16 protein-coding genes are annotated in these 22,986 nt (G+C 60.5%); 3 read left to right on the top strand and 13 right to left on the bottom strand.

The window, feature by feature from the left end:
* The 5 genes from AWB64_RS21270 to AWB64_RS21250 all read right to left on the bottom strand — a co-directional run.
* A partial coding sequence (locus AWB64_RS21270; RefSeq protein ID WP_157766667.1) for an LLM class flavin-dependent oxidoreductase occupies positions 1 to 428 on the bottom strand: 428 nt, incomplete at its 3' end.
* Positions 429 to 440: 12 nt separating this feature from the next.
* A complete protein-coding gene (locus AWB64_RS21265; RefSeq protein WP_060857397.1) occupies positions 441 to 2,969 on the bottom strand; it encodes a TonB-dependent receptor plug domain-containing protein in 2,529 nt (842 codons plus the stop codon).
* A gap of 336 nt (positions 2,970 to 3,305) precedes the next feature.
* Entirely contained in the window at positions 3,306 to 4,583 is a 1,278-nt protein-coding gene (locus AWB64_RS21260; protein ID WP_060857396.1) for an acyl-CoA dehydrogenase family protein, read from the bottom strand.
* Positions 4,584 to 5,101: 518 nt separating this feature from the next.
* Positions 5,102 to 6,451, bottom strand: a complete 1,350-nt coding sequence (locus AWB64_RS21255) for an LLM class flavin-dependent oxidoreductase (protein WP_060857395.1) — start codon at positions 6,449 to 6,451, stop codon at positions 5,102 to 5,104.
* A 172-nt stretch (positions 6,452 to 6,623) separates the two neighbouring features.
* Entirely contained in the window at positions 6,624 to 7,823 is a 1,200-nt protein-coding gene (locus tag AWB64_RS21250; RefSeq protein ID WP_060857394.1) for a hypothetical protein, read from the bottom strand.
* Between the two features lie 458 nt (positions 7,824 to 8,281).
* Between AWB64_RS21250 and AWB64_RS21245 the strand changes: the two genes are divergently transcribed.
* Both AWB64_RS21245 and AWB64_RS21240 read left to right on the top strand, forming a co-directional pair.
* Positions 8,282 to 8,626: a DUF3088 domain-containing protein gene (locus tag AWB64_RS21245; RefSeq protein ID WP_060857393.1), complete on the top strand. Its 345-nt coding sequence runs from the start codon at positions 8,282 to 8,284 to the stop codon at positions 8,624 to 8,626.
* 267 nt (positions 8,627 to 8,893) lie between these two features.
* A complete protein-coding gene (locus tag AWB64_RS21240; RefSeq protein WP_060857392.1) occupies positions 8,894 to 9,586 on the top strand; it encodes an SDR family NAD(P)-dependent oxidoreductase in 693 nt (230 codons plus the stop codon).
* 41 nt (positions 9,587 to 9,627) lie between these two features.
* On the opposite strand, the gene AWB64_RS21235 is transcribed toward AWB64_RS21240, so the two are convergent.
* Complete coding sequence (locus AWB64_RS21235; RefSeq protein ID WP_060857391.1) at positions 9,628 to 10,449, bottom strand: MetQ/NlpA family ABC transporter substrate-binding protein; 822 nt, start codon at positions 10,447 to 10,449, stop codon at positions 9,628 to 9,630.
* Between the two features lie 277 nt (positions 10,450 to 10,726).
* On the opposite strand from AWB64_RS21235, the gene AWB64_RS21225 reads away from it, so the two are divergent.
* Complete coding sequence (locus tag AWB64_RS21225; protein ID WP_060857389.1) at positions 10,727 to 11,701, top strand: sulfonate ABC transporter substrate-binding protein; 975 nt, start codon at positions 10,727 to 10,729, stop codon at positions 11,699 to 11,701.
* Between the two features lie 73 nt (positions 11,702 to 11,774).
* Here the strand turns inward: AWB64_RS21225 and AWB64_RS21220 are convergent, their stop codons facing one another.
* The 7 genes from AWB64_RS21220 to AWB64_RS21190 all read right to left on the bottom strand — a co-directional run bounded on the left by AWB64_RS21220 (position 11,775) and on the right by AWB64_RS21190 (position 22,980).
* Positions 11,775 to 12,629, bottom strand: coding sequence for a CmcJ/NvfI family oxidoreductase (locus tag AWB64_RS21220; protein ID WP_060857388.1), 855 nt, complete (start codon positions 12,627 to 12,629; stop codon positions 11,775 to 11,777).
* A 145-nt stretch (positions 12,630 to 12,774) separates the two neighbouring features.
* Positions 12,775 to 12,999: a hypothetical protein gene (locus AWB64_RS30995; RefSeq protein ID WP_075643317.1), complete on the bottom strand. Its 225-nt coding sequence runs from the start codon at positions 12,997 to 12,999 to the stop codon at positions 12,775 to 12,777.
* On the bottom strand, positions 12,996 to 14,411 hold the full coding sequence (locus AWB64_RS21210; RefSeq protein WP_060857386.1) for a YeiH family protein: 1,416 nt from the start codon (positions 14,409 to 14,411) through the stop codon (positions 12,996 to 12,998). The genes AWB64_RS30995 and AWB64_RS21210 overlap by 4 nt, the downstream gene beginning before the upstream one ends.
* 227 nt (positions 14,412 to 14,638) lie before the next feature.
* Positions 14,639 to 14,929, bottom strand: a complete 291-nt coding sequence (locus tag AWB64_RS21205; protein ID WP_060857385.1) for a hypothetical protein — start codon at positions 14,927 to 14,929, stop codon at positions 14,639 to 14,641.
* 139 nt (positions 14,930 to 15,068) lie between these two features.
* Entirely contained in the window at positions 15,069 to 16,529 is a 1,461-nt protein-coding gene (locus tag AWB64_RS21200; protein WP_060857419.1) for an efflux transporter outer membrane subunit, read from the bottom strand.
* 2 nt (positions 16,530 to 16,531) lie between these two features.
* Entirely contained in the window at positions 16,532 to 19,858 is a 3,327-nt protein-coding gene (locus AWB64_RS21195; RefSeq protein WP_060857384.1) for an efflux RND transporter permease subunit, read from the bottom strand.
* The gene (locus tag AWB64_RS21190) at positions 19,855 to 22,980 is read right to left on the bottom strand and encodes an efflux RND transporter permease subunit (RefSeq protein ID WP_060857383.1); all 3,126 of its coding nucleotides are present in this window, start codon (positions 22,978 to 22,980) and stop codon (positions 19,855 to 19,857) included. Before AWB64_RS21190 ends, AWB64_RS21195 begins: the two co-directional genes overlap by 4 nt.
* Positions 22,981 to 22,986 lie beyond the last annotated feature (6 nt).

Genomic DNA, 22,986 nt, shown 5'->3' with positions numbered 1-22,986 from the left:
GCGCGATGCCCGGTCACGATGTTGATGCCCCAGCGGCCCTTGGAAATATGATCGAGCGTGGCGCCGTACTTGGCCAGGTGCAGCGGATGGATGGGGCCATAAAGCACATGGATGGTCGAAATCAGCAGGATGTTCTTGGTGATCGCGGCCATGGCGCCGAGGGCGATGAATGCATCGAGCGAGGCCTCGCCGTCATAGCCGCCTTTTGGCAGCCATTGCGTGCGGCTGAACGCGAGATCGAAACCGAGTTCGTCGGCTTTACGCACGACGTCCGCGTTGTAGTCGAAGGTCCACGTCGAAGTCGTCGGCAAAGTGGACAGGCGGATGTCCTGGAGGTTCAGGAAGACGCCCAGCATCAGGGGCTGCTTGAACGCATTGGCGAGCGGGCTGCCTGGAATGTCAGCGGGAGAAACGGTTTCGTATGTCATCGCATTCCTTGATTACCACACCACGTCGAGACGCGCGTAATAGAAGCCTCCGTTCACCCCGTAAGGCGAATACCAGCTCGGATTCGGCGTGGAAACGGGGAAGCCGAAATACTGGATGGCGGCGTCGGGAAGATTGGGCGGCTTCTTGTTGAACAGGTTGTTCGCGCCAATGGACAGCCTCGATTTCTTCGTGAGCCAATAGCTCAGGTTGAGATCGGTAATGAAAGCCGCGGGCACGTGCTCGTCGCGATCTGCGGAAATTGCATTGAGTCCGGTAACACTCGAATAGCGTGTTTCCTTCACGAAGAGACCGAACTTGCCGTAGGTCCAGTCACCGGACAGCGACGTGATGTTCTTTGGATTCGCCACGGTCAGGCGCCCCTGCGCGTCGCGTCCAATCAACTGAACGCCCTTCGCGCTCAAGATGCCCGGATTGTTCAAGCTGCGAATCTGCTGGTTCTGCTGCGTGCTCATCAAGGTCCACTTCACGTCGCCGTATTTACCCAACGGTGTGAAGTAATCCGCTATGACGTCGACGCCCTGTGTCACGGTCGTGCCTGCATTCGCAAAATACGACACTGTCTGGTTAGGGCTTTGGCCTGCAGCGGTCAGCAACGCCTGGACGGCTGAGCCTTGCAGCGCGGTCGACTGGACAATGCGGTCCTCGATCACGATCTGGTAGGCATCCACGGAAACATTGAGCCGCTCGATTGGCTTGAGCACGAAGCCGACGCTGAAGCTAGTCGATTTTTCCGGCTTGAGCGCGGTCGCGCCCAATGCCTGCGCAGCGGGGTTCGAAGCGGGGACCAGCTTGGCGATCTGCTGGATCCATGCGCCGGTGAAGACGTCGCGGTTATAACTGGAACTGATGTTCGTGAAATATGTGTCCTGCAACGAGGGCGCTGCAAAGCCGTTGCTGACGGTGCCGCGAACCGCGAGAGCCGGGGAGAACTCGTAGCGCGTGGAAAGCTTGCCGCTTGCGACGTTCCCCACGCCCTGGTTGTAGTGTTCGAAGCGGCCCGCCAGGTCGACCGTCCACTTGCTCGTGAGCGCCTGGGCCAGGTCGATGTACGCGGCGTCGTTGGTACGGCCGTAGGAGCCCGCCGCAGCCGGCGAGAAACCGCCCATGCCGGCGGACCCAGGGGAGATGGGCTGGCCCGCAAACGGGCCGGTGGCAGGCACGTAGCCACCTTGCGCATACGATTGATAGTCGCCCACGGTTTGCTGGAACTCATCGTACCGATGCTCGAAACCGAAGGACACCTGCAAGGGTTTGTCGAACAGGCCCGTGTTGAACTTGCGGGTGAGGTCGAGGTTGGTGGTCCATTCGCCCGCGACCAGCGTGCCCAGATAAAAATTGGTGGCGCTCGCGGGCCCAAAGGAAGGACTCAGCGCGTTGTTGTTCTCGACCCTTGCGTCGTCACGCCCATACGATGTGCTCAGGTCCCAGTCCCAGCCGAGCAGATTGGTTCCCTTGACGCCCGCGACCACCTGATAGTCGTTGTCCTGCACCGCGAATTGCGGCAGGAATCCCTCCGGATAAAACGACAGGTTGTTCTGCGACGAACTCGCCGACCGGTAGGTCCCGAATCCCTGGGAAAACCGGTGGCTGTATGTTGCGTTCGAATAAACCTGAATGGAGTCGTTGATCGGCAGATTGAAGTTATAAGAGAAATTTTGCGTCTGCGTATTCGGTTGCCCCATGATCTGCCGGTAACGGGAGTTGGTGGTCTCTCGCGGATCGGGTGAACCATTTGGAAGCAAGGGGTAGATGTTCGTATTGTTCGGTACGGGGCCGGCCACGTTCGTATCTTTCTGGGTGACGACCGCAGCGCTCAGGTTCAGCGAGCCTCCGTGCGGAAGCGCTATGCCCTGGTTCAGCGAAAAATTCCCGGTTCTTCCATTCTGTCCAAGGCCGCCCACATTTGCATTCGCGTTCTGTCCGTACTCGCCGCTCAGGCTGCCACCGCTGGAATCGGACTTGAGAATGATGTTGATCACGCCCGCAATGGCATCCGACCCATACTGCGCGGCAGCACCATCTTTAAGGATCTCGATATGATCGATCGCACTGACCGGAATCAGGTCGAGATCGGTTCCCGTTCCGCCAATACCGGCAATGACAACAGCCGACGAATGCCGGCGCTTGCCGTTCACCAGCACCAGCACCTCATTGCCGCTCAGACCGCGCAAGCTGGCGGTATTCACGCCAATCCCCTGCTGGCCCTTGAAGCCCGGCACGTTGGCATACGTGGGGTCGAGCGACGCCAGTGCATCGCGAAGATTCTGCTTGCCGGTTTTCGCGAGCTCGGCGTCGCTGATGACCGAAATAGGCGCGAGGCTGTCGGCCACGGTCTTCGTGTCGCCACGGGAGCCCGTGGTGACCACGACGTCCTGAACTTTCGCGATATCACTGCCGGCTGTTACCGATTGCGCCCATGCTCCGGCGCCATACAAACCTCCGAGCGCCACCGAAATGGCGGCCAGCCGCGGCGTACTGCGCTTCGAGACACGAGCGTTTCGTCTATCAGGCCGAGACATATTAATCCTTGATGCAATCCTCATCCGCTTGCTTGAGTTGGCGGGCGAAAGGCGATTAAATGGAATTGACAGTGCGTTCTCAATCAAGCCGGAGAAGGGCGCGCGAAGTCGCCCATCCTCTGGCGCAGAGAGGCGGAAACTGAACTAATCGGGAAAGTCATTTACTGAAGTGCAACCGCACGATAACAAAAATAGTTTCTGATCCTAACGAACTATTTCTTATTTCGTTGTGTCGTAATTTTTCGGTTTTCCGATCGCTTGTCATTGCGCGCGCGCGTGCGTCATCTGCGTCCGCGCGGGTTGCGGTTCCCACGGCGCAGCAGCCACGCGGATCAATCAAAACACGCGGCCTTCATCGAAATCAGCGCGCGCGCCGTTCAGGTAAAAATCGCCTATCACGCGCCCCTTTAGAAGAAGTGGATTGTGATTGAGGATCGTGCGGATATTTCGCCAATGGCGATCGAAGTCGTACTTGCGTGAGGTCGCCGACCCGCCGCCAGTATCGAAAAGTTTTTCAGCCGCGCGAATGGCAAGCTTGCCGACCACGATCTGCGCCTTCGAGTTCGCGAGCGCGCTTGCCATGACGAGTTCATCAAGGTTGGGTGCGCCCGCCACAATGCCGGCCGCAGCGATATCGAGCGTTTTTGCCACGTCGGCAATGATCACGTCAATGGCGTGAGTCGCGGCGGCGATATCGCCCACGACCTGCTGCACGAAGTGATCGCCGCGCGCGGTTTCCGAATGACTGTGCTTGGCCGAGCGCGCCTGTTTTTGCGCATATCCCACTGCGTCGCTAAAGACATTTCGCACGATGCCGGCAATGCATGCCACAAGGTGCAACTGCGCGCGTGTTGCATTGTGACGGCGAACGAAGGGATCGCCGTCCAGCCGGGATGTGATCTCGTCCGGAAATACTTCCACGTCGTCGAGATCCACGCCGCCGCTTGCCGTCAGGCGCTGGCCCATGCCGTCCCAGTCATCGAGGATCTGCACGCCCTTGCGGTTGGCGGGAACCAGCGCGCTGGTCACGCGGCCTGCTTCGTCCAAGGCCGTGAAGCTGGTGTAATCGCAAAAGGCTGCGCCAGTCGCATAGTATTTCTTGCCCGTCAGAATGTATCTGTCGCCATGCTTGACCAGTTTCGTACGCAACATGTTCGGACGCGGCGTATTGATCTCCATATGGGCGCCACCGAAGAGTTTGCCGTCAAGCACCTCCTGCACATATTTGCGGCTGAGCGGCGCGCGTGGATCGACCGCGATGGATTCGAGAAATCCAAAATGGCTACGCAATGCATGCGCCACATTCGAGTCGGCGGCGGCGAGCGTGCAAATGATTTCGACCTGGTCGGCAAGCGTTCCGCCGGGGCCGCCCAGTTGTTCGGGCACGCGTAGCCAAGTCAGTCCGGTCTGGCGAAGCGTGCGGAAAATCTCGAACGGCAACTCCCGGCCGAGTTCGCGAGCAACTGCGCCTTTCGCGATTTCCTTCGCAACAGAGGGAAGGTCTGCGAGGATCTGCTCGCGGCTGCGGCGAACGGGAGCGTGGCTGGCCTTTGAATGACCCTGATCTAACGTCGGCTCAACGGAGGACGTATCTTGCACAAGCTGGACGGACATTGGCCTGCGTTCCTTGGCTTTTAGATATTGCGAATGTCTGAAGGGATTCGAAAACTGGATACGGATCTGATCTTGAAGCGACCGTCTCCGGTTACTGAATGCAAGAGCCCAGTGTGCGTGCCTGGATGAATTCATCGCGCTCAGAGCGCTAGATTGAAGCATCGCGTCTGCTTCGTCGCAACGAAGCTATTGGAATTTTCTTTACATGAAAATGATCCGGCAGTTATCAGCCACGGGCAGCTAGCCTATGCACCGGAGCTTGTTTCGTGCATGCGTCGATGAAGTGGGTGTAGCGCCGGTAAGCGGCGTTTAGCAAGCGGATCCGATGCATCCTGAAACCGCGCCAGGACCAAGCTGGATTTCGCGTCTTCTCAAACATGCTGATTAGGTATACAAAATTTATAAGAAAAATACACAGGCGATGGTGAGCCATTTGGTGGTTACGGTACCGGCGGCGAGTACGGTGGGAGGCGTGGCCGCGATAACCGGCCATCGATGTTGGTACTAAGGAAATGACCTCATCCTGCAAGGCGTTGTCGAGCAACCTGGGCATGCCGGTTTTCGGGCCGCGGCAGGCCGAGATTCTTGCGTAGCGTCTTGCCTTCGTATTCCGTGCGAAACAGCCCGCGCCGCTGCAATTCGGGTACGACCAGCTCGGCGAATTCAGTGAGTCCGCCTGGCAACCATGGCGACATGATGTTGAAACCATCCGCGCCTTCTTCCTCAAACCATTGCTGCAGTTGATCCGCAATACTCTCTGGCGTGCCGACGATCTGCTGGTGTCCGCGCGCGCCGGCTATGCGCAGGTAAAGGTCGCGAATGCTGAGGTTTTCCCGTCGCCGCGCCAGATCGAACAGCAATTGCTGCCGGCTTTTGCCGCCATTCGTTTCGGGCAGATCGGGCAAGGGTCCTTCGACCGGATATGCGGACAAATCGACGCCGCCTGTCATCTTCGATAACAATGCGAGGCCGACATCGGGATGAATCAGGTCCTGTAGCGCATTGAACTTGGCGCGGGCCTCGTCGTGTGTCTTGCCGATGACCGGCAAGATACCCGGCATGATCTTGAGATCCTCGGGGCGCCGTCCGTAGCGCCCGAGCCTGCCTTTCACGTCGCGGTAAAACGCCTTCGCTTCGTCGAGTGTCTGGTGCGCGACAAAGATCACCTCGGCGGTTTGCGCGGCAAGTTCGCGGCCCGCATCCGACGCGCCTGCTTGCACGACCACCGGCCAGCCTTGCGGCGAGCGCGCGACGTTGAGCGGGCCGCGCACCTTGAAATGCGGGCCGCGATGATTCAGCACGTGCAGCTTGCCGGGATCGAAATAAATTCCGCTTTCCCTGTCGCGGACGAACGCGTCGTCCTCCCAACTGTCCCAAAGGCCCGTGACAACGTCCAGGAACTCGCGCGCACGTTCGTATCGGACCGCGTGCGCCGGGTGTTGCTCGAAGCCGAAATTGAGCGCTTCAGTTTCGCTGCTCGATGTCACCAGGTTCCACCCAGATCGGCCGCCGCTCAGGTGATCGAGCGAGGCGAATTTGCGCGCGACGTTGAATGTGGTGGAGACCGTCGCGATCAAGCCGATGTGCGTGGTGGCAACGGATAACGCGGCGAGCAACGTTAGGGGTTCGAAATGATCGGCGCGTGCGGTTCTAGAAAGCGACGCCAGATTCGTGTCGCGGATGCCTACGCTGTCTGCGAAAAAAACCGCGTCGAACTTGGCGCGCTCTGCGATCTGCGCAAGTTGAGCGTAATGAGCAAAGTCCAGTCCGCCGGTCAGATGCGTCTTGGCGTGACGCCAGGCGGCAACATGATGCCCCGTCTCCATCAGGAAAGCACCTAGCTTGATCTGACGCCTGGCTTGGCTCATTGTCTGCTCCGCATTGTTGGATTGTTGATTGGCTGGAAGAGGATGCAAGAGGGTGGAAACGCTCGACGCATATTCTTTGTCGCGAAAGCGGTTTCAACAATCAACGATTTTTGCTTTGCATATTCAGTGCAGATTCCAATGCATGGCGGTAGATGGCTTGCTCCCGCGCCAACTAAGCCGTGCGCCTACGCACAGCGGCGCGCGCTGTCGTGACTTGGCCGCTGTCGGTTGCAGAGGGCCGGGGTGCGTCTTCGCACCACCATTGCACGAGACTTTCCCTGGAAAAATGTCCCTGAGCGTTGACCGTCACCCGATTCGTGGCCCACGCAGCGCCAAGTGACTTTACAAACGTTTGCGTTAGCAGCGTTTGGCTTTCGCTATAACGATCGATCCGCATCACGTCAAGTACCAGACGCGCTTTACCTTCACGCGATGCATGCGTGTACTGGGTTGCAAACGCGATTTCGGCTTGCATCGACACGCGCTTGGTCGCAGCTTGCAAGCGGACGATGCGATCGACCATAAGCTCGCCCTTGCAAAGTGCGAGGGCATTGAGCGCCTCGTTCTGGACTTCGCGGATCGGGAAAATCGTTCCTGGGTGGAGCGCGGAGATGATCCGGGCTTGCGCTTCGAACGCGTTCAACAGGCGTTGACCGGTCCCAGAGGTAAAGCGTGAAGTCGATATATCCAGCCAGGTCAATGAGAGCGCAAGCGCCGTCAGCCATGCGCCGCGCGCCGCGTCCTCCTTCAGCCACTCGAAAAGCGGGACACCAACGAGATCGGGAAGCAGGGCGCCCAGGCGTCCGTTGCCTTCCGCTCGCTGGTTAAGCATAAAGATGGCTTGGACATCGGCGTCGAATTCGCGTGCTTGGCGAACCAGCGGGTCGTTGCCCGCAAACGTATCGTAGCCCGTTGCAATGTGTATGAATTCGCGTGCCACGATCAGGCCGATCCACGTTTCGCTTATGAAAGCGGCGAGCATGGCCGCGGTATCGCGACTATGGCCGAGGCGATTTACTAATGACCGCGCTATCGACTTCGAGTGATGCAAACCCGCAGCGAGCGCGTGCCGCGCCAGTTCGGCTGATTCGCGATGAATCACTTGGATCAGTCCGGCTGTGACCACGATCGCATCGAACGAAGCGCACGAGACGCTCGTGTTCTGGACGCGATCCGAAGAGGAGCTCAGCGCGAACAACACCGGACGCGCAGGATGTCTGCAGCTTTTGGCTGCTTCATCGACTTGCTGTTTGCAAACCGTATAAAAGTCCCTGATATATGGCCAATCCGTGTTCCCTGTTGGGATATAGGGCTTGCCAAATTCTGCATCAAGAGATTTTTCGATTTCGTTCAATTGTTCGACGGTCGGCATGCTTGCCAGACGATCCGTAAGGCTTAACCGGACGGCGGGAATTGGCTTTGCAGGTCTCCAGGGCATTCGGCAAGTTCTCGAGAGGCTTAAGATGCGCGATCTTAATTATCCCAATGCTCATGCCAAAACGATTAATTGACCTATGCTAAGCAGTCCACCGGTTATAAACCGGGGCATTGTTCATGCGTATAACATGCGCTTTAGGTCGTTTAAATCAAGTCATAGGTCAATGACCGCGGCCGTTGAGGTGTAAGCAAAAGCGGCGTTGTTTGTAGATGCCCACAGCACACGTCTTTGCAGCAAAGCGCGTATGCAAAGCTTAAATTGATAGAGCAAGGCCGCCAACCGGCGATTACATTGTCACGTTGTGAGGTAATGCCTCAAGACAGAAGGCGGCGTTTGGAGCGACTGCATGGCAAGCTGCCTGCCCTATTAATTGCTACGAGGACTTTTTAATCGTGAGCCAAGACCTGTTGTTGCTGCTGGAGCCGGGTTTCACCGATCCCAAATATCCCGGAGAACGTTTCGTCTGCCCGGATAGCGCGCCTGTCGAAGGCTTGCTCTCCAGCGATCCGGCGAAGGCCGCGGGTCTGGAAATTCGCCGCCTGCCGTTCGCGCGCCCGCGCGAGGCCGCCATCGCCGCGCTTGATGCGGACCACCAGAGTTTGCCTGTGCTGGTTCTCGGAGACGAACATCCGATACCGCCGGATGCCAGGACGCTGGGTAACAAGCGCTTCGTGACCGACACGCGTCGCATCCTGGACCTGCTCGCCGAGCGCCACGGTTTCCCCAAGATTCATTGACATCGGCATGGGGGCAGAGCGACGGCCCGAAACACAAACGGGCGCGCAAGCGGTGCGGGTGTTCGTGCACTGCAGCGTGCCGCCAGCCATTCCGGTCAGCCGTGCCCGCTCCGGCGCGTGCTAGCGGAAATCGACCTTATCAATATTGACCCGATCACCGATCCGGATTTCCTTTCGGAATTGTCCGCCTTGTTTGCTTTCCGGGTGGAATAACAGGCGGAGCCGGAACCTGATATCGTTTCCGACACCTATCACCACGGTGAAACCATGATCGACATTCCTTATCGCAGTGCACTCATTATTGGCGCCGGTGCTGGCATCAGCGGCTCTCTTACCCGTCTCCTGCGCGAAGCCGGGATTGCGGTTGTCGTGGCCGCGCGAGATATCGGCAAGCTGGCGGCGCTCGTCAATCAAACGGGCGCCATCGCGCTTCAGGCCGACGCCGCCGATGCCACTCAGGTCGAACGGCTTTTCGCCGAAACGGAAGCCCGTATCGGCGCGCCTGAGATCGTGATCTACAACGCGAGCGGCCGGGTCCGTGGTCCCATTGCGGAACTCGACCCCGCGCAGGTCGAGCAGGCGGTCGCTGTCTCGGCGCTGGGCGCTTTCTATTCGGTGCGCGAGGCGGCAAAGCGCATGGAGCCACCCGGCAAAGGCGCAATCCTGCTGACAGGCGCGACCGCTGGCGTTAAAGGCTTCCCATTGTCCGCTCCCTTCGCCATGGGCAAGTTCGCTTTGCGCGGCTTGGCGCAAAGCGCGGCGCGCGAACTGGCGCCCAAGGGCATTCACGTGGCGCATATTGTTGTTGATGGCAGCGTGCGCTCGGAGCATCGGGCCGACTCACAGGACAACACGCTCGACCCCGACGCCGTCGCCCAGTCTTACGTCGACCTCTTGCGTCAGCATCGCAGCGCGTGGTCGTGGGAAATCGAGATCAGGCCCTGGACAGAGAAGTTCTGAATTGTCCCGGGTCTTGATCAATGCCGGAAGACAGTCCGGGATTATTGCTTCCGCGCAAAGTATTCGGGCAGGCGAAAGCCATCGTAGAAGTGATTATTGAGGATTGCCTGCTGGAAAGAGGCTGACTGATAAGCACTGACGATCGCCTGCGTCACGGGCGTGGATTTGTTCGCGGCCTTGACCACGACCTGGTTGATATAAGGCGGCGTCATCTGTTCGAGCGCAAGCGCATCGGTCAGTTTGTAGCCGCTGAAAATGGCGAAGTTTCCCTGGATTGCGGCGAAGTCGACGTCGTCCAACGCGCGCGGCGCTTGCGCCGATTCCAGCGGAACGATCTTGATGCCAGCGGGATTGGCAATGACATCCCGCTCGGTGACATCCACGGGATTGGCGTTTGGCTTGATCTTGATCCAGCCGATTCGCTGGAGAATCTTCAGCGCGCGTTCCAGATTGACGGGGTCATTTGGAACGGCGACCGTCGTGCCAGCCTTGACCTCGGTGAGAGCGTGGTGCTTCCTGGAATAAAGTCCCATTGGCGGAGTAGGGACCTGCACGACACCGACGAGGTCAGTCCCGTTTCTCTCGTTATAGGACTTCAGATAGACCTCATGCTGCATGACATCGGCTGCTATTTCCCCGCGATACACCGCCTGATTTGCCTCAAGTCCGGTACTGAACTCGACATACTTGATCGAATAACCTTTCTGGCGCAATAGCGGCTCGACGCCGAGTTTGAATTCATCGGCATAAGGACCGGGAACAAACCCGACGCGCAACTCGTTAGACTGCGCGGCGTGACTCGCCATTGACGCCAAGGCAGCGCTCAGGACGACGGCGATAACCAGCGGTTTCCATTCAGGCATAGGAGCTTAAAAGTGTGTGAGAGATCAAAGCGCAAGACGCAGTTTGCATAAGAACTTAAACGGTTGATCCACGCTTGAGAACGAAGCAAATCCGATATCGATATGTTGATCGGCCGCGCCGCGAGGTGCGTAAGGCCGCGAGCACGGTTCATGTTCGCGCATGAATAAGCATTGCGTTTCTTGTTCTTTGGTTCGGCAAATCGCCGCCCGTATGCTTACGATGCGCGGCAACCGCCAGCGCCAAGCTCGCTTGTCACGCTTCCATTGCCACTGATCCATGAATCGTTTTCACTCTTCAAGTCGCCGTCGTTTTGTAGCAAGCGGTCTTGCGCTTGCAGCCTCGGGCGCGCTGCCGCTTGCTCACGCGCAAGGTCATTCCGCACAGAACGCAAGGTCGCTGCGCATTGGTTATCAGAAGGGTTTGCTAAGCATTCTCAAAGGCCGTGGAACCCTGGAACATCGGCTGGCGCCGCTTGGCGTGAGCGTTCAATGGACCGAGTTTCCATCCGGGCCGCCGCAGCTTGAAGCATTGAACGTGGGTTCCATCGACTTTGGCGATGTAGGCGAAGCGCCCCCTGTATTCGCGCAGGCAGCGGGCGCGCCGTTCGTCTACTACGGCCAGACGGCGCAGCGGCCTGCCAGCGAAGCGCTTGTGGTGCCGGACGATTCGCCGGTGAAATCGGTCGCTCAGTTGAAGGGCAAGCGCATTGCGTTGACCAAGGGGTCGAACACGCATTTCCTGCTGTTGAGATTGCTGGAGAACGCGAACATTGACTACGCCGACGTGACGCCGGTCTGGCTTTCTCCCGCTGATGCCCGAGCGGCATTCGAGCAAAAAGCGGTCGACGCCTGGGCAATATGGGACCCGTTCCTGGCGGTCGTCCAGGCAACAGGCCGGGCGCGAATCATTGCGGATGGCACGGGCGTGGTCCAGAACCGCGCGTTCTATTTCACGTCGCGTAATTACGTGGCGAAGAACGACGACGTGCTGCGCGCCGTGCTGGAAGAGATCGGCGCTACGGATCACTGGATATCGACGAATCGCGAGCAGGCGGCAGCCGAATTTTCGCGCTTGTGGGGAATACCGCAACCTATCGTCATCACGGCGCTCACGCGGCTCAAGTACGGCACCGAACCTGTTTCGCGCGATGCCCTCGCGAATCAGCAACGCATCGCAGATGCTTTTTATAAGCTCAAGCTGTTGCCATCGCAGATCGATGTAACGGTCGCCGCGCCGCGAGGACTTGCCTGAGCCGCTTGCGCAAATGCGGGCCGGTTAAAGAGCGTTGTGCAATACCCATGCGCAACGCTTTAACCGTAGCCTCTCAATCCTTCCAGAAAACCAGCGCCCGAAGTTCGATGCTCCGGCGGGGCGCGGCGTCAGGTTGCGTCGCAGGATCCTCGAAAGCGGTGTGCGCGGTCAGGCGCGCGGTGCCGTCCTCGCGCGAATCATAGATCTTCAGCAACAGCGCTTCGTCGGGCCGCAGCCTCGGGAAGTAGTACCAGCGATGAGCAGGGTTATAGGTGAACGAAAACGTCTCGCCAACCTTGTCCCTGTACACCAGGTCGCCAGGCACCACATCGGCGGGGTCAATCGAGCGCGCGTCGCATAGCGCGAGCGGCAATTGTTCCACTACATCGAGCGGACGCCACAGGTTGATGATCGCGAAGCGGCGCTGCAGGCGTTGCGCGGCTTCATCCGCAGGCAAATGGTCGCGCACGCGACGCGGTCCCGATACGAACGTCTGATCGTTGTGAACGCGCCGTACGGGTTCGCGCAAATATGCGGTGCTGCGTGAGCCGCTTTTGCTGTCGCGAATGGTGTGATCGAAGACGACGATTTTTTCCGCGCCCGTGGCCTTGAGCAACAGTTGTTCCGATTCGGAGTAATACGTCGAGCGGATCGCGTCTTCATTGCCGAAGTCGGTGAGCGCGCTCGCGTGCCGGACGTGCTGGAAACCGCTCTTGTCGAGAGACAGTTCGCCCGCCGCGGCGAGGCCGCGGGCGTCCTGGATTGTCACCCGCCGTGCTTCGAGTTCGCCCGATGTCCAGGGCACGCCGGGAGGCGGCTCGTAGGTGTAGCTCACCGGACGGCCTTCACCCGCCCTTAGATAATTCAACTCGGCCTGGACCGCGTGTGCCGCGTCCGCCTGCGGGCGTTCTTCGAATGTCGTGCTCATTGTCGTTCCTCGTGACCCTAATCGTGACCGTAAGTCAGGACTTTCAAAGCTATACCTGCGTGAGCCAAACCTGAACGAATGAAACGCCATAAGGTTATGAGCGCGCATGCTTGCAGGCATTGACTCGCCGTGCGCCGGGCGCGGCTTACTGTTCACTAAATTGCGCGCAGGAATCGCGTGGAGACACCAGTTGATCGCGCAGCCGGCAAAGCCGCGATTCACCGAGACTCGCGCCGAACGCGGAGCCGAACGATCCAAGTCCAGGGATCATGGCTTCGAGCGCGGCGCGATCGTGCTCTCGATGCCGGCAGTTGCGGCAAAGCCGCGTTGCGGTGTTATCGGCTAGTGTTTGCGCCGCGATTGCGTTCATTGACCGAGCGAGCTCCAGTAAGCGGAGAACACATGCACGGAGAGCAAGTAACCGATCACCACATTCACCACCACGCCCGCCGTGAACGCCAAAAAGGGTTTCGCGCCGGTCGCCGAAAGACGGCCAAGCCGTGTGGTCAATCCAATGCTCAGGAAGCAGAATGTGAACGCCCAGGTTCGCAGCGCCGTGATGGGCGCAACGAAAGCGGGCGTCACGACGCTCCTGTATTGCGCGAGGGAATAATGGCTGCCGATCCACGTGACGAGCGCGGACGCAATGAGAAAGCCAATCACGAACTTCGGGAAACGCGTCCAGATTTCCTTCGCGGTCGTTTCGGTTTTCACGGCGCCGGCTTCGCCGCGGTCCCAGCGTGTCGTCGCGACTATCGCAAGTACAAAAGCCCAGATACCGATCCAGATGTCGCGCCCGACCACCTTCATCAGGGTGAACGCCTGCAGCGATGCTTCCGGGGCACCTGCAATGGCGTTTCCAGCGTGCCTGGCGAGATCGCCGTAGGCTTGCGCGGCGGCGATACCGGCGGCATCGGCGAATTCGGATGTGCCGATCCACGCGCCCGCCACGCCCGTTGGCAGGCCGAACGAGCGCGAAGCGAAGGGCAGCGCGAACACCATGACGATGGCCCAGACCACCACAAGCGTAATCGCCACCGACGCCTGTTCACGTTTCGCCCGAACAGCACCGGCAATGGCAATGGCCGCAGATACGCCGCATACCGCGCCGCCGACGCCGAGCACGGCGGCAAATCGTTTGTCGAGTCCGAGCGCGCGAGCGGCCAGGAAGATCACGAAGAACGTGATCAGCGAGACGATGGTCGCCTGTCCGATTGCGACCGGTCCCGCCCACACGAGCAAGGTGAAAGGCAGCGTGGCGCCGAGCAGGACAATACCGACCTTGATATAGAACTCGACCCGCAAGGCTGGCACGAGCCACGCGGGCAGTGTCACCAGGTTCGACACGACCAGGCCCAGCGCCAGCGCGATCAAGGGCGGCTCAAGGTTGTAGGTCGATGAATTCACCCACGCGCCGGCCACGAAGATCAGTGTCGAGAGCACGAAGACGGCGAGAAAGCCGGGCAGGAACTGCGTGGCGCGTTGACCCAGCGCCGCGGCCGCGATGCCGAACAGGATGGCGAAGAGCACGAACAGCGCGATGTAGTTCGGCAGATGCTGCACGAGGTCGGAGGAAGCCTGTCCAATGCTGGCCCATTTGGCCGGCGCGACGGCCAGCCACTTGATGCTCGTGCCCGAGGCGAACAGCAAGTAGGCCACGACGATGATCCCGAGACCGATCCACACCGCCCACCAGTCTTCGGTCCGCAATGGTCCGCTCACGGATTGTTGAGGATTGCTTTCAGCTTTGTAAGGAGAGCTTGTTGTTTGAGTATTGCTCATTGCCGTCCTGATGAAAAAGGGAAAACTTCGATGCACCCATGTCCGGATTTCAAACCGGATTATTGGTGGATCGAAACGGCGGACGCCAATATCGATTCGCTATTCCTATATCGTGAATTTTCATTAGAGCGGTTTCGCCGGGGCGAACCGCGTCCTGCGCGACGCCTGGGCGCGGTGAGCATTGCTCGAAGCATTCACATGAAAAACAAGTGCCGGGGCGCAGCCGTTCATTCCCGGTCCAGCCAGGAATCCAGCGCCACGCGAAACGCCACGGCGGCGATGACCGGCACGGTCAGCATCATGACAATGCCGAAGTTTTCAATCGCGTCGCCGTACATGACGGTGTGATAAAGCACGACGCTCGACACGATAACGAGAGCGATAAAGCCCACGATCACCATCAGGATATGGCGCATTGCCTGGGACGGCTGCCAGCGTTCAGGTTTTCCCGACGGCGTGCCGCCCGGCCCCGGATTCGCCGGTGTGTTGGCGTCGGACTTTTGTGGATTTTCTGGCATGGCTAAGAGCCTGAATTAAGGACCGCATTTGCTCGGTGCAGCAAGGCTCGTGACGGCGTAGATAAACATATATGGTACTCGCGTATGCCAGCGCCTAGCCAATGGGTGCGGAATTTGTCTGCGGATTTCCGCTCCTGATTTACTTCGGGACCTCTGCGTTGCGCGCATCGTGAAGGAGACTGTCGGACCAGCCGCCACCCAGATCGCCAATGAGCGACGCCGCGTCGAGCAGACGCGACTCCTGCACGTTCAATGCCGTTTGCTGACTGTTCAACTGCGTTGCCAGCGCGGTGGCGACGGTGGTGTAATCCACGGTCCCCGCCTGATATTCGTTAAGCGCGATTTCGGCGGCGCGCGTGGCGTCGCGCACAGCGCCGTCGAGTGTGTCGGACTGCTCGGCCAGGATGCGCAAACCGGACAGGTCGTTCTCCACATCCTCGAACGCGGTCAGCACCGTGCCGCGATAGTTGGCCAAGGCCGCCTGATAGGCAGCCTTGGCCGCCGCGACTTCGCCGCTGCGCTCGCCGCCATCGAATAGCGTTTCGGTCGCGCTGCCGCCAAGCGACCACACGTAGTTCGCTACATGAAGCAAGCCGCCCAGCGGCGACTGGGTGAAGCCGTCCAGCGCCGAGAGCGATACCGTCGGGTAGTACGCCGCCACCGCCACGCCGATTGCTGCATTCTGCGACGCCATCTGGCGCTCGGCAGTCGCAATGTCGGGCCTGCGCTGCAGCAGTGTAGACGGAACGCCGACCGGAATTGCCGGCAGGCTTGGCATAGCGGTGCTGTGCGGAATATCGAGGTCTTCCGGGTTCTTGCCGACCAGTACTGCAATTGCATGCGCGTCTTGGGCGCGGGAAACGCCGAGCGCGATCAGGCTCGATTGCGCGTTTTCAAGCTGGCTGCGCGCGGTCAATACATCGGAAGGCGGGACAATGCCAAACTGGTCCTGATCGGAGACCACTTGTAGATAGTGCTGGTACGCCTTCACGGTTTGCTGCAACAGGTCGATATTTGCGTCGCTCGTTCGTAATTCGATCACGGCGGTCGCGAGCGCAATCTGTTCGGAGAGCGTAGCATTCGCGAGCGTCGCTTCACTCGCCTGCGCGGTGGCTGCATTCTGCTCGATCGTGCGGCGCACCGAACCCCACAGGTCGGGCGCCCAACTGACATTGCCTTCCAGCGAGCCCGAGTTGTTCACCGTCTGGATGTTGCCAAGGCCACGGCTCAAGCTCGCATTCGATGTTCCCGTTGCACTACGCTGCCGTGTAGCTGAACCCGTTACGCCGATGGTCGGAAACAGGCCCGAGCGCGCCACCTTCACCTCGGCGAGCGCTTCCTGATAGTTGGCATAGTCCTGGCGCACGGTCTGGTTGGAGACTTCCACCAGCGGTTCGAGTTCGTTGAGCAGCGGATCGTTGAAGCCGGTCCACCAGGCGCCCTTGGGCCCGTCGGCATCCGGGTGCGCCTGCGTCCATCCGGGCAGTTCGCTGAACGTCGCCGGCACGCTGACGGGCGGCCGGTGATAGTCCGGACCGACCATGCAGCCGCCGAGCAGCAGGGCCGCCGTGGCGGCGAGGGGTGTGCGGGAAATCTTCATCTTCATGCCTTCGTATCCGTTTGCCCGAGCGTGTCGGCTTGCCGGTTCCACGGCAGTCCCGAAGACCATCTGACGAGCTTGAAACGCAACCGGTCCAGGTACAGGTAGATCACCGGCGTGGTGTAAAGCGTGAAAAGCTGGCTCACGATCAGTCCGCCCATCACGGTAATGCCGAGCGGCTGGCGCAGCGACGCGCCCTGGCCAATGCCGATGGCAAGCGGCACCGCGCCAAGGACAGCCGCGAAGGTCGTCATCATGATCGGCCGCAGACGCACGACCGCCGCTGCATGAATCGCGTCGCGAGCCGCCATGCCTTCATTGCGCTGCATCTGGATTGCCACATCGACCATCATGATCCCGTTCTTCTTGACAATGCCGATCAGCAGGATGATGCCGATCAGCGCGATCACGGAAAACGGCGTGCCGGAAATCAGCAACGCGAGCGTCGCGCCAATCCCGGCCGATGGCAGTGTCGACAGGATCGTGAGCGGGTGAATCGAGCTCTCATAAAGTATGCCGAGCACGATGTACACCACGCCGAGCGCGGCGAGGATCAGGAGCGGGACCGTGCCCATCGACTGGGCGTAGGCTTGCGCCGCGCCCGCGAATGCCCCATGGATGCTCGCCGGCATACCGATCTCGCGAGCCGCGTTCTGAAGCGCTTCCTGGGCGTTGCTCAACGATCCGCCAGGCGGCAGGTTGAACGAAATGGTCGCGGCGACCAGCCCGCTCTGATGGTTGACCTGCGTCGACGTATGGTTGCTCACGTAGCTGGCGAGCGCGGGCAACGGCACCATGGTCTCGGCCGATGTACTGTCTGCACTGCCGCTCGAACTGCCGCCCTTGCTGTTGGAAATGCTGTTGGTGGTCGCGTTGGCTTGCGCATTGGAGTTGAGCGAGTTCGTGCTAGACGCACTCGACGCAGCGCTGACCGCACTCGCGCCTGTCACGCCCTTGACCGTCGCGCCCGGCATTTGCGTTTGCTGCGTGCCGGTAGGATTGCCCGCGGCCGTGCTCAGGAAAATCTGCTTGAGCGTTTGCGGATATTGCCAGTACTCCGGCGCCACTTCCATCACCACGAAGTACTGATTGAGCGCATTGTAAATGGTCGATACCGTGCGCTGGCCGAACGCGTCGTACAGCACGTTATCGATTTGATTGGGTGCAAAACCGTACCGTGCCGCCGTCGCGCGGTTGAAGTTGACGTAGGTCTGCAAGCCGTTTTGCTGGAGGTCCGAGTTGACGTCGAGCAGGGCGCTGCGATCCTTGTTGAGCGCGGTCACCAGCTTGGGCGTCCAGGCGAACAGCGCGGCGGAGTCATCGCTTGTCAGTGTGTACTGGTATTCGGCGGCGGACTGCCGGCCGCCGATTCGCAGATCCTGCTGCGCCTGCACGAAGAGCCGCGCGCCCGACACCTGATTGAGCTTTGGCCGCAGGCGGTTGACCACTTCGGTTGCGGTGACATGGCGTTGCGCGAGCGGCTTGAGTTCAATGAACACGTTCGCCGTGTTGAGCGCGCGGCCGCCCGTGAATCCGGCGACCGATGCAACCGCCGGATCCTTCTGCACGATCTGCTGCAACTGGGCGAGTTTCTTTTGCATCGCCGGGAAGGAGATGCTCTGGTCCGCGATGATCTGCCCGATCAATATGCCCGTGTCCTGCTCAGGAAAGAACGTGGCGGGCACGAGCTTGAACAGGAACACGTTCGCGATCAGCAAGCCGATCAGCAACAGGATCACCAGCAGCGAGTGATCGAGCACGGCTGCGAGCGAACGCGCGTAGGCATTCTTGAAACGCTCGAACTGCGTTTCGACCCAGCGCGCCCAGCGTGCCTGCGCGTGTCCGGCGTTCTCGCGGCTCAGCACATAGGCGCACATGGCCGGCGTGACCGTGAGCGAGATCACGAGCGAGATCAGGATCGCAATCGAAAGCACGACCGCGAACTCATGGAACAGCAAGCCCACGATGCCCGGCATCAGCAGGATTGGCAGGAACACTGCGATCAGGGACAGGCTCATGGAAATCACCGTGAAGCCTACTTCGGCGCTGCCTTTCAACGCGGCCTCTTTTGGACCGAGCCCGAGTTCGAGATGACGCACGATGTTCTCCAGCACCACCACGGCGTCGTCCACCACGAAACCCGTGCCAATGGTCAGCGCCATCAGCGAGAGGTTGTCGATGCTGTAGCCAAGCAGGTACATCGGTCCGAAAGTGCCCACGATCGACAGCGGCAACGCGACCGCCGGCACGAGCGTGGCGCGCGGCGACTGCAGGAAGATGAACACTACCCCCACCACCAGCAGCACGGCAATGAACAACGTGCGCTCGGTGTCGCCCACCGACGCCCGTACCGACTCCGAGCGGTCGATCGCGACGTTGACGTGAACGCTGCTCGGCAGCGTTGCTTCGATGGAAGGCAGCACGTTCCGGATCTGCCTGACCGTGTTGACGACATTGCTGCCGGGCATTGGGTAGACAATGACCAGGATCGCCGACTTTGCGTTGAAGAGCCCGGCGTTGCGGATGTTCTCGTTGGAGTCGCGCACCTGGGCGACATCGCTTAGCAGCACCGGCGCGCCATTTCGGTATGCGACCACGAGTTGCCGGTAAGGCGCCGCCTTGGTGATCTGGTCGTTGGACACGACCACGTAGCGCTGGTCGCCCTGATCGATATGACCCTTGGCGCTGTCCGCGTTGGCCGCCGAGATTGCCGCGCGCACGTCTTCCAGGCCGATTCCATAGCTGCTCAGCTTGCCCGGCTGCAACTCGACGCGCACCGAAGGCAACGCGCCGCCGCCCAGCGTGATCTGGCCCACGCCATTCACCTGCGAGAGCTGCTGCTGGATCACCGAATCGGCGGAGTCGTAGAGTTGCGCTTTGGTGAGTGTGTCGGAGGTCAGCGCGAGCACCATGATCGGCGAGTCCGCCGGGTTGTACTGGCGATACGTCGGATTGGCGCGCAGCGTGGTCGGCAAGTCGGCGCGCGCGGCCTGGATGGCCGCTTCCACGTCGCGCGCGGCGCCGTTGATATCGCGGTTCAAGGCGAACTCGACCACGATCATCGAAGAACCCACGTAGCTGATCGATGTCAGTTCCTCCACGCCCGCAATCGTGCCGAGCCGCCGTTCGAGCGGTTCGGCCACCGTGGAGGCCATGATGTTCGGGCTCGCGCCCGCCATGTTGGCCTGCACCACGATCACCGGGAAGGCGATGTTCGGCAGCGGCGCGACCGGCAGCCGGAAATAGGCGAGCGCGCCCGAGATCAGGATCGCGATTGCCAGAAGCGTGGTCGCGACCGGGCGCCGGATGAATAACGCCGAGATGTTCACGGCGCCTGCTCCGTCGGCGTGTCAGGCAGGTTGCTCCGGCGATTGCGCCGGCTCTGCACACGCGTCGCCATGCGGTCGAAGAACAGGTAAATCACCGGCGTGGTGAAGAGCGTGAGCATCTGGCTCAGCGTCAATCCGCCGATGATCGCAAGCCCGAGCGGCCGGCGCAGTTCCGACCCCGTGCCGCTGCCGAGCAGCATGGGCAATGCGCCGAGCATGGCTGCGAGCGTTGTCATCAGGATGGGCCGGAAGCGCAGCAGCGACGCCTCGAAGATCGCATCGCGCGCGGATTTGCCGTGGTTGCGTTCGGCGTCGAGCGCGAAGTCCACCATCATGATGGCGTTCTTTTTCACAATGCCGATCAGCAGCACGATCCCGATAATGCCGATCACATCCAGGTCGCTGCCCGCGATCATCAACGCAAGCAACGCGCCAATTCCCGCCGATGGCAATGTGGAGAGAATCGTCACCGGATGAATGAAGCTTTCATAAAGCACGCCGAGCACGATATACACGGCGACCAGCGCGGCGATCAGCAGATACACCTCGCTCGAGAGCGAATCCTGGAACGCCTGCGCCGCGCCTTGCAGCGACGACGTAATCGACGGCGGCAGCTTGACCGCCTGTTCGGCTTCGTGAATGCGGTCGACCGCCGTGCTCAGGGACGCGCCCGGCGCCAGATTGAACGAGATGGTGACGGCCGGAAACTGCGCCAGATGACTGATCACGAGCGCAGACTTGGTGATCTGGATCTTCGCGATGGCCGAGAGCGGCACTTGCCCCGTGCTGCTCGTCTGGCTTGGCAGGTAGAGATCGCCTATCGATCCGACGGTGGGCAACGACTCGGGTCTCGCCACGAGAATCACCCGGTACTGATCCGACTGCTGGAAGATGGTCGAGACAATGCGCTGGCCGAGGGCGTCGTACAGCGCGTTATCGATGGTCGCCGGCGTGATGCCGAAACGCGCGGCCAGTTGCCGGTTGACCTCCACGTTCACGCTCATGCCGTCGGTGTTCATGTCGCTTTGAACGTCGGCGAGAGACGGAATTTGCTTCAGGCGCGCGATCAGTTCCGGGACGTACTTCTGGAACGCCTGCTGGTTCGGCCCGCGCAGCACGAAGCTGTACTGGTTCGGCGAGACCGTGGTGTCGAGCGTCAGGTCTTGCTCAGGCTGCATGTAAAGCTTGATGCCCGATACGTTGGCGACTTCCTGCTGCAAACGCCGCGCGATTTCCTGCGCCGTGTCCGAACGCTTGTCGCGATCGCGCAGGTTGATCAGGAAACGGCCATTGTTCAGTGTGGAATTCGTGCCGTCGATACCCACGTAGGAAGTGAGCGACGTGACATCGGGATCTTTCAGGATCGCGTCGGCGAGCGCCCGCTGGCGCGTGACCATCGCCTTGTAGGACACCGAGTTGTCGGCCACGCTGATACCCTCGATCACACCGACGTCCTGCGTCGGAAAGAGGCCCTTCGGGATCACCACGTACAGCACGCCGGTCAGTACAACCGTGCCGATCGCCACCATCAGCGTGAGGATCTGGTGATCGAGTACCCAGCGCAGGCCCCGTTCATACGCCGCGAGGGTTTTATCGAAGAGACCTTCGCTGATGCGCTCGAAGCGGCTCGGGTGGCGCTCCGCCTGCGCGCGCAACAACCGCGCGCAGAGCATGGGCACCACGGTCAGCGAGACCACCGCCGACAGCACGATGGTGACCGCGAGCGTCACCGCGAACTCGCTGAAGAGGCGCCCGATCACGCCGCCCATGAAGAGCAGCGGAATCAGCACCGCGATCAGCGAGATGGTCAGCGAGAGAATGGTGAAGCCGATCTGCCCCGCGCCTTCGAGCGCGGCTTCTAGCGGCGTCTTGCCTTCCTCCAGATAACGCACGATGTTCTCGATCATCACAATCGAGTCATCGACCACGAAGCCGGTGGCGATGATCAGCGCCATCAGCGAGAGGTTATCGATGGAGTAGTTCAACTGATACATCACTGCCAGCGTGCCGATCAGCGAGACCGGCACCGAAATGCTCGGAATGATGGTGGCCGGCACGTTGCGCAAGAACACGAAGATCACGGCGACCACCAGCACGATGGCAAGCACGAGTTCGAACGCGGCGTCGGATACTGACGAACGGATCACGCCCGTGCTGTCCGACACAACCGTGACCTTCATGCCGGCTGGCAGCGTGGATTCGAGCTGCGGCAACTGCTTCATGATCTGGTTGACGGTCGCGATCACGTTCGCGCCCGGCTGGCGCTGCACGTTGAGCACGATTGCCGGCGTGCCGTTGTACCACGCGCCGCGCTCCACGTCCTGGGGCGCCTGGGTCACCTTGGCGACGTCGCGCATGAATACCGGCGCGCCGTTCTGATACGCGACGACCGTGTTCAGGTAGTCCTTCGGATCGGTGATCTGGTCGTTGCCGTTGATGGTGTAGTCCAGATCCGGGCCGTCGAAGTTGCCCTTGGGCTGGCTCACGTTGACGTAGCTGAGCAGCGTGCGCAGGTCGTCGAGGTTCAGCCCGTACGCGGCCAGTTTCTGAGGGTCCGCTTCCACGCGAATGGCAGGGACATTGCCGCCGCTGGTGGTGACGACACCCACGCCCGACACTTCCGAGATCTTCGTGCCGAGACGGTTGTTGGCGGCGTCTTCGAGTTGCGTGAGCGACATCGACGTGGAGGTGACCGCGAGCGTCAGGATCGGCTGGTCGGCCGGATTGACCTTGGCATAGGTCGGCGGCGCCGGCAGGCCGCTCGGCAGGAAGCTGTTGGCCGCGTTGATGGCCTGCTGGACGTTCTGCTCGGCAATATCGAGGTTCAGCGACAAGTCGAACTGCAAGGTGATGACCGAAGCGCCGTCCGAGCTGTAGGACGTCATCTGCTGCAAGCCGGGAATCTCGCCCAGTTGCACTTCGAGCGGCGCGGTGACGGTCGTCGCCATCACGTCCGGGCTCGCACCCGGATAGAAGGTTTGCACCTGGATGGTCGGATAGTCGACGTTGGGCAGCGAGGAAACCGGCAATACGCGCACGGCGACAATGCCCACCAGCACGAGGGCGATCATCAGCAGCAGCGTGGCTACGGGTCTGAGAATAAACAGGCGGGAAATGTTCATCGGCGC

The organism is Caballeronia sordidicola (assembly GCF_001544455.2).
In the GTDB taxonomy this organism is placed as follows: domain Bacteria; phylum Pseudomonadota; class Gammaproteobacteria; order Burkholderiales; family Burkholderiaceae; genus Caballeronia; species Caballeronia sordidicola.
Note: the sequence above shows the minus strand (reverse complement) of the source record. Positions and strands in the feature narration are given on the sequence as shown.